General features: G+C 70.0%; 6 protein-coding genes. 3 read left to right on the forward strand and 3 right to left on the reverse strand.

Annotated elements, in window-relative coordinates:
* Nucleotides 1-137 precede the first annotated feature (137 nt).
* Together ACFR9S_RS13675 and ACFR9S_RS13680 are read left to right on the forward strand one after the other, a co-directional pair.
* On the forward strand, nucleotides 138-743 hold the full coding sequence (locus tag ACFR9S_RS13675) for an ArsR/SmtB family transcription factor (protein ID WP_379818888.1): 606 nt from the start codon (nucleotides 138-140) through the stop codon (nucleotides 741-743).
* 603 nt (nucleotides 744-1,346) lie between these two features.
* On the forward strand, nucleotides 1,347-2,102 hold the full coding sequence (locus tag ACFR9S_RS13680; RefSeq protein ID WP_379818889.1) for a S8 family serine peptidase: 756 nt from the start codon (nucleotides 1,347-1,349) through the stop codon (nucleotides 2,100-2,102).
* Here ACFR9S_RS13680 and ACFR9S_RS13685 read toward each other — a convergent pair.
* Entirely contained in the window at nucleotides 2,099-3,004 is a 906-nt protein-coding gene (locus ACFR9S_RS13685; RefSeq protein ID WP_379731994.1) for an HFX_2341 family transcriptional regulator, read from the reverse strand. The two genes, ACFR9S_RS13680 and ACFR9S_RS13685, sit on opposite strands and share 4 nt — an antisense overlap.
* Before the next feature lie 105 nt (nucleotides 3,005-3,109).
* Here ACFR9S_RS13685 and ACFR9S_RS13690 point away from each other — a divergent pair, with 105 nt between their 5' ends.
* Complete coding sequence (locus ACFR9S_RS13690) at nucleotides 3,110-3,793, forward strand: hypothetical protein (RefSeq protein ID WP_379731993.1); 684 nt, start codon at nucleotides 3,110-3,112, stop codon at nucleotides 3,791-3,793.
* A 22-nt stretch (nucleotides 3,794-3,815) separates the two neighbouring features.
* Here ACFR9S_RS13690 and ACFR9S_RS13695 read toward each other — a convergent pair whose 3' ends face one another.
* Both ACFR9S_RS13695 and ACFR9S_RS13700 read right to left on the reverse strand, forming a co-directional pair.
* Nucleotides 3,816-4,163: a hypothetical protein gene (locus ACFR9S_RS13695; protein WP_379731992.1), complete on the reverse strand. Its 348-nt coding sequence runs from the start codon at nucleotides 4,161-4,163 to the stop codon at nucleotides 3,816-3,818.
* A partial coding sequence (locus tag ACFR9S_RS13700; RefSeq protein ID WP_379818890.1) for a penicillin acylase family protein occupies nucleotides 4,160-5,836 on the reverse strand: 1,677 nt, incomplete at its 5' end. The genes ACFR9S_RS13695 and ACFR9S_RS13700, both read right to left, overlap by 4 nt.

Genomic DNA, 5,836 nt, shown 5'->3' on the forward strand with positions numbered 1-5,836 from the left:
CCGACGAGGCGGTCGAGGCCGCGGACGCGCTCGTCGCGGAGCGCACCCCGCTGCTGGGGCGGCTCCGCCGCGCGCGCTGACTCGGAGCTTCTTGTCGTTACCGAAGGGTTTAGTTACTGGATGTGGTACGCACACTCATGTCCGGTCTGTTGCCGTCCGAATCCGACGCCGTCGCCGCCGACGAGGCGGACGACGAGGGTGGCACCCGGCTGCTCTGGCTCGACGACGAGGAAGTCGATCCGCTGATCGGGTCGCTCTCCTCCGAGACCGCCAGATCGCTGCTGACGGCGCTACACGACGAGCCACGGACGGCCTCCGAGCTCGCCGAGGCGGTCGACACGTCGCTGCAGAACGCCCGCCACCACCTCGACAACTTACAGGAGGCCGATCTGGTCGAGGTCGCCGAGACGCGCTACTCGGTCAAGGGCCGCGAGATGAAGGTGTACGCGCCGGTCGACGACTCGCTGGTGGTCTGTGTCGGGAACGAGGCGGAGCGGTCGGGGCTGCTCGACTCGCTCCGGCAGTACGTCGGCGCCGCAGCCGCGGTGCTCGCAGGGACCCTGCTGGTCCACGCGACGGTGAACGTGGGCGGCGGCGGCATCGCAGGCCCCACGGGGCCTCGGGTCGCCGACTCGATCAGTTCCGACGCGCTGTTCGGCACCGTCCCGCCGGCGGCGCTGTTCCTCGCCGGCGGGCTGGTCGCGCTCGCGGCGGTCGCACTCCAGTACAGCCGAACGGACTGATGAACAACCCCCCGGAGATGACGGCATGAGAGTCGGTACGGCAGCGACACTGTTCGTCGTCGTCGTCGTCGTCAGCAGCGTCTCCTTCGCCGTCCCCGTCGGGTCGAGCAGCCAGCAGTTGGTACGCGGGCCGCCCAATGACGCGCTCGCCGACGCCATCCGCTCGTCGCCGGAGCCTACCGAGGAGACGCGCGATCCGAACCCACTGTCCGGGTTCGACGCGGTCCACGACGCCGGCGTCACCGGCGAGGGGGTCCGTGTCGGCGTCATCGGGAGCCAGTTCTCCCCCGGCGACGGGCGGATCGCCGACTCGGTCGCCGCGAGCCGGACGTTCGCGGACAGGTCGCCCGGGCTGACCGCCGACGGTACGCACGACACCGCCGTCGCCGAGATCGTCGCCCGGACCGCGCCGGACGCGAAGCTGTACCTCGCGAGCATCGGCCTCGACGGGGGACCGGACGCCTACGAGCGCGCGGTCTCCTGGCTGCGCGAGCGCGAGGTCGACGTCGTCGTCGACGCCGGGAGCTACTTCCCCCGGACCGCCGAGGGGATGGCACGCCTGAACGAGGCCGGCGCGGGCNGGCCGCGAACGACACCGCCTTCGTGACCTCGGCGGGCAACTACGCCGACCGACACTGGACCGGCACCGGAAACGAGGGGTGGCTCGCGTTCGCGAACGAGACGCGGTACAACACGCTGGGCGAGGGCGACATCAGCGGCAGCGTCTCGCTTCGGCTCTACTGGGAGGGCGCCGCCGACTACGACCTCTACCTCTACCGCGCGGAGAACGGCGGTGACCCGCTGGTCGCCAAGTCGGCGACGAACGAAACCGGAGCCGGCAGCCACACCGAGGCGATCGACGCCACGGTCCCCGAGGGGCGCTACTACGTCGCCGTCCGGGGCGGTCCCGACGCCGACAACAGCACCGTCGATCTGTTCTCCTCCCGCCACGAACTCGCCATCAGCAGCGAGGGCGGCGGGATGGTCGCGCCGGCGACCGCCGAGGGCGTCATCGCCGTCGGCGCCGTCGACGCGGTGACCGGCGAGCCGCAGCCGTACAGTTCGACCGGCCCGCGCCTCGACATCTCGGCGCCGAGCGCCGTCGAGACGAACACGGCGGGCGAGATGTACGGTAGCTCCGTGGCGGCGCCGCTGGTGGCGGGGACGCTCACCCTAATGCTCGCGGAGAACGAGAGCCTCTCGCCCAGTGAGGCCCAGCGCGTGTTCCGCAACACCGCCGTCCAGGACGACGGCCGGCTCTACCTCGACGCCGCGGGCGCAGTCACGGCGGTCACGTCCGAGTCGCCCGCGGAGATCGACACCGGCGGGCTGGACTGGTACAACGGGACGGCGAGTTAGGAGAGATCGGCTGGCTCGTCGTCGGCGTGAGCCCGCACCCAGAGCTCGCCGATCCGCGAGAGGGAGGTGCGGTGGGAGTTGCCGTGTGCCTCCTGTTCGACGTACGCCTTCCCGCCGGGGCCGAGCCGATCGACGTTGTAGATCACTTTCGACCGGAAGCTGTCGGTGTACTCCTCGCCCGTGTCCGCTGCCAGCGTCTCCGCGAGCTCGCTCACGCTCTCGAACTCGCCGTGTTCGCCCAGCGTGAACAGGATCACCTCCTCGAACGGCTCGACGCTCGAGAACGCCGCCACCGGGAGCTCGACGATGTGGTTGTCGCCGATCTTCTTGGCGCCGATCGTGGTCCCCCGCTCGTCGAACTCCGAGAGCAGCCCCTCGATGCTCTCTAAGCGCTCGGTGATCTCCCCGTCGTCGGCGCCCGACTCGCGGACCTCGGCGAGCAGGTCACGCGTCTCCCGTAGCTCCTCGGCCATCTCGGTCTCGAGGTACTTCTCGGGGGCGGTGTAGTACGTGTGGATGCGGTGGCGGTCCTCCTGCCGTTCGAGCGTGATGGAGTGTGCCGCGGTCGCGAACGCGAAGCTGACCGGCCGGGGCATCGAGGAGATGTTGACCCAGACTTCGCTGCCCGTGTCGAGGTGGGCGTTGATCAGGTCGTACGCCCGCTCGAAGGCGGCGTCGTAGTCGTACACGTCAGAGAGCCCGACGCGTTCGGTCTCGGCGCCCAGCAGGTTCTGGAAGTCTTGTTCCAGCTTGCCGGCGAGGTTCTGGGAGTACTCGACGTTGGCCTCGCTCCCGACCGCGCCCTCGAGCAGCACCACGCGATCCACGTCGAACTGGTCGCGGATCAGCGGCGCGATCAGCCGGTCGTAGTCGAAACCGACCGGGACGATGTGGGTGCCCATGGGTGTGGGTGGGTCGGGGATCGGTAAAAAGGATCAGTTCGGCGCGGGCGTGGGGTCACCCGAGCCGACGCAGTATTAAGGTGATTCGTGGGCAACTCACCCCACATGGCGTATCAGCCGGACGCGATCCCCGACGACCTGCCGCCACACCCCTCACGAGAGGGGCCGCTCAGCGAGGACACCGAGATCGAGCGACTGGTCAGCGGCGACGGCGTCGACTCGACGGTCGTGATGCGGTGGAGCGAGTACGTACGAGCGTACGCGAGCAGCATCACGCCCCCGCCGGGGCTGCCCGCTCGCTTCGAGGACGCAGACGTCGCGACCGTCCGCCTCTCGGACTGCTCGCCCGAGGAGGTCGTCGCACTCGCCGGCTGGTACATCTGGCACGAATCGGACGCTCGCGACCTGTTCTACGAGAGTGGGCCGACCGACGACGATCGGTACGAGAGCGTCGAGGCGGTCAAGCGCGCCCACCCGATCGTCCACCGGTTCGACCTCGATATCGACCGCGTCCACCCACAGGCGCTGGCGATCTCGATGTTCTCACAGGAGTCCGGCGAGCTACGGAGCCGGAGCTTCGAGACGATCGAGGGGTCGGAGGGGGGCACTGTCGTGTACTACCCACCCCCGGTCGACGACGCGGCAGTCGTTCTGTTCCACGACGGCCGAGGCTTCTACTGCTGTTCCACCGAGGCGGCGGTCGAGGCGGTCGACGACTGGTTCAGAGCCGAGTTCGAGGCGTGGCGGGAGGAGGGGATCGTCCCGGTCCAGTTCGACGACTCCGAGTGAGGCCCTCGGGGCCCCGGACGGATCAGACGACCCCGCGAAGGAGCGAGCCGAACGCCGGCAGCAACAGACCGATGCCCAGTGCGAGCCAACTCGGCTGCCCCATCGCGAGCACCGGGGCGAGGGTCCCCGCGAGTGCCAACTGGGCGAGGAAGCCGACGACGATCAGCGCGCCCATCCCGACCCCGGCGGCGATCCCCCGCCCGAGCGATCGCTGTGGCAGCGCGACCAGCGCGCCGGCCGCGAGGAGTCCCGACCAGTGGAACAGCGAGAGCGCCAGTCCCAGTACGACGGCGCCGGCAGTCGCCGCGATCCAGCGTCGGCGGTCCGTCCGGAGGGTAGTCAGCCCACCCCCCGGCGAGTCGGCGGTCATCGTTCGCCCTCCGTGAACGTCAGATCGACGCCGTCGGGCAGCGTCCGAGTCATCGGCTTGTACTCGCCGTCCGCCCACAGCGAGAGCTGGTCGTCGTAGTGGGCCGAGAAGTAGTCGCCGGAGTTGCCGCCGGGCAGCACCGCTTCCGACTCGCCGTCGAACGTCGCGACCATCCGCCAGCTCGCGCCCGTCGACGCCTCGCTGTGGAAGTTCCGGATCGTTCCCGGCGAGCCCGCGGTGGGGAGTTGCTCGTAGTTGAGGAACGACTGGTCGAAGGGATGTGCGAACCGGACGCGGTTCCAGTCGCCGTACGTCTCCCACCCCTCGCCGTCGATGCGCTCGCGGGCGTCCGTCATCGCGTCGGCCGCGACCGCCGCGCGGTCGCCGTCGAACCACTCGCTATCGACGGGTAGCGTCCCGAGCACCCAGAAGTTCGGTCGGGGGAACCCCTCGGGCAGATCCGCCGCGTCGAAATCGTCGCCGAACGTCCGCTCGCGGAAGCTCCGGAGCCACTGCTCGAACAGCAGCGGCTCGGCGCGGCCGGGGCGCATCTCGCCGTCCCAATCGAGCAGCGACGCCGCGGTCGGCGCGTCGAGATTGCCGTCGGCTGTCCCGCCTGCGTCGACTACTTCCTCGACGATCGGGCGGAACAGGTCGTAGCGGGCATCGACCACATCGGTCTGGAGATCGCGGTGGAACGCGGCGTCCATCGGCGCCTCGCTCTCGGCGCGGGCGTCGAGCCGGTCGTAGAGCCGTCGCCCGCGGAACGGCGGCGCGTACCCCTCCGAAAGGTAGTGTTGGGGATCGTTCGTGATGCGCTGGTTCGCGGTGGCGAGGTAGTCGGGGTTCCGGACGCCCGGCTTCTCCTCGTATGGGACGAACCCGCCCCACGACGACTCGCCGTAGGGCTCGTACCCGTCGCCCCACTCGCCCTCTCCTGCGGAGCCGTCGAAGATTCGGGTGCCCCGAACCGGCTCGCCGTCGACGGTCCGGATCGGGATCTGGCCCGTGACCCAGTAGTAGGTGTCCCCCGAGTCGTCGGCGTAGACGAAGTTCTGGGTCGGCTCGTCGAACTTCCGGATCGCCGCCTCGGCGTCGTCGAGCCCGTCGGAGAGATTGAGCTTCCGGACTGCCTCGACCGTCCGGGTCGCCGACAGCCCCGTCCACGCAACACCGAGTTCGTCGGCGGTCTCGAACCCGTCGCCGTCGGGGTACTGGCTCAGAACCGCGCCGTGGACCGAGCGCTTCACCTCGATATCGACGTTCTCGGCGCCGGCGACTTCGATCGTCTCGGTCCGGCTGTCGAACTGTCGGACGCCGTCGCCGAACTCGTAGCCGGCGCCGTCGTCGACCGTCTCGTAGGCGTAGAAGTCGATCACGTCGGCGCCGGCGTTCGTAAAGCCCCACGCCCCGGCGTGGTTCTGCCCGATCACGACGAACGGGACGCCCGGGAACGCCACCCCGCGGCTGTCGAACGCGGGACCGACGACGTGCTGCTCGTACCAGATCGGCGGCGCCGAGAGCTGGAGGTGGGGGTCGTTCGCGACGATCGGGTCGCCGGAGGCGGTGTGCTCGCCCGAGACGACCCAGGAGTTCGAGCCGATCCCGGGGTCGCTCTCGAACCCGGCGAGCCAGTCGACGAGGTCGGGGTCGGGGGCCGCGGCGTCACCCCC

Source organism: Halolamina salina, from assembly GCF_042678005.1.
Lineage (GTDB): Archaea > Halobacteriota > Halobacteria > Halobacteriales > Haloferacaceae > Halolamina > Halolamina salina.